Annotated in this window: 2 protein-coding genes; both read left to right on the forward strand. The window is 74.2% G+C overall.

Annotated elements, in window-relative coordinates; all coding sequences use genetic code 11:
* Positions 1 to 1,156, forward strand: a 1,156-nt coding sequence (locus VSO01S_RS26470; protein ID WP_068645711.1) for a YifB family Mg chelatase-like AAA ATPase, incomplete at its 5' end; no start/stop codon positions are given.
* A 94-nt stretch (positions 1,157 to 1,250) separates the two neighbouring features.
* Positions 1,251 to 1,448: aspartate/glutamate racemase family protein (locus tag VSO01S_RS26475; RefSeq protein WP_245684339.1), on the forward strand; the 198-nt coding region annotated here is incomplete at its 3' end.

Below are 1,448 nucleotides of genomic sequence, written 5' to 3' on the forward strand. Positions count from 1 at the left end.
GGCGCCGGAGTCGGACGTGGCGCGGCTGGTGCTGCCGCAGGCCAGCGCGCACGAAGCGGCGCTGGTGCCGGGCACCCATGTGTATGGCGCGGGGCACCTGCTGGACGTGGTGACCCATTTCCTGCCCGAAGGCAGCGCGCCGCCCGAGAGCGCCGAGGCGGGCCAGGGCCTGTCGCGCATCGAGTCCGGTGCGCCGGCCGGCACGCATGCTGCGCTGCCCGACCTGGCCGACGTGAAAGGCCACGCCGCCGCCAAGCGCGCGCTGGAGATCGCGGCAGCCGGCGGACACAGCCTGCTCATGACCGGGCCGCCCGGATCGGGCAAGTCGATGCTGGCGCACCGCTTTGCCGGCCTCTTGCCGCCCATGAACACCCAGGAGGCGCTCGAGAGCGCTGCCATTGCCAGCCTGGCCGGGCGCTTCCGCCCCGAGCACTGGATGCAGCGGCCCACGGCGGCCCCGCACCACAGCGCCAGCGCCGTCGCGCTGGTGGGCGGCGGCTCGCCGCCCCGGCCGGGCGAGATCTCGCTGGCGCATCACGGTGTGCTGTTCCTCGATGAATTCCCGGAGTTCTCGCGCCAGGCGCTGGAGGCGCTGCGCGAGCCGCTCGAAACCGGCCACATCACCATCGCGCGGGCCGCGCGGCGCGCCGAGTTCCCGGCGCGCTTCCAGCTCGTCGCGGCCATGAACCCCTGCCCCTGCGGCCACCTGGGCTCGCGGCTGAAGGCCTGCCGCTGTTCGCCCGACCAGGTGGCGCGCTACCAGGGCAAGCTCAGCGGGCCGCTGCTGGACCGCATCGACCTGCATGTGGAAGTGCCCGCGCTGGCGCCGCAGGAGCTGCTCGGCGCGCCGCCCGGCGAGGCCACGCCCGCCATCCGCGCGCGCGTGGCGGCTGCGCGCGAACGGGCCCTGGCGCGCCAGGGCCGGCCCAACCAGGCACTGCAGGGCGCGGACATCGACACCCACGCCATGCTCGACGAGCCCGCCATGCAGCTGATGCGCAGCGCCGCCGCCAAGCTGGGCTGGTCGGCACGGGGCACGCACCGGGCGCTGAAGGTGGCGCGCACCATCGCCGACCTGGCCGGCGCGCAGGCCGTGGGCGCGGCGCACGTGGCCGAAGCGGTGCAGTACCGGCGCACGCTGCACGCAGCCGGATAGCGACAATGGCGCATGCCCGCGTCACAGCAGTGCTTGGTCCATCGCGTCCGCGTGAACTGAACACCCTGACGTCCTGACAGAAACACCAACACGCATGCCCGACATCCTGCTCATCAACCCCAACTCGTCCCAGGCCACCACGGAGATGATGGTGCGCATCGCGCAGGCCGAGGCGCCCGAGGGCTGCGCCATCGTGGGCGCCACCGCGCGGCGCGGGCCGCCGATGATCGTCAACGAAACGGAGCTGGCCGCGGCCGCGCACGAGGTGGAACTGGCCTGGCGCGCCGCGAGC

Origin of the sequence: Variovorax soli NBRC 106424, assembly GCF_001591385.1 — a bacterium.
Lineage (GTDB): Bacteria > Pseudomonadota > Gammaproteobacteria > Burkholderiales > Burkholderiaceae_C > Variovorax > Variovorax soli.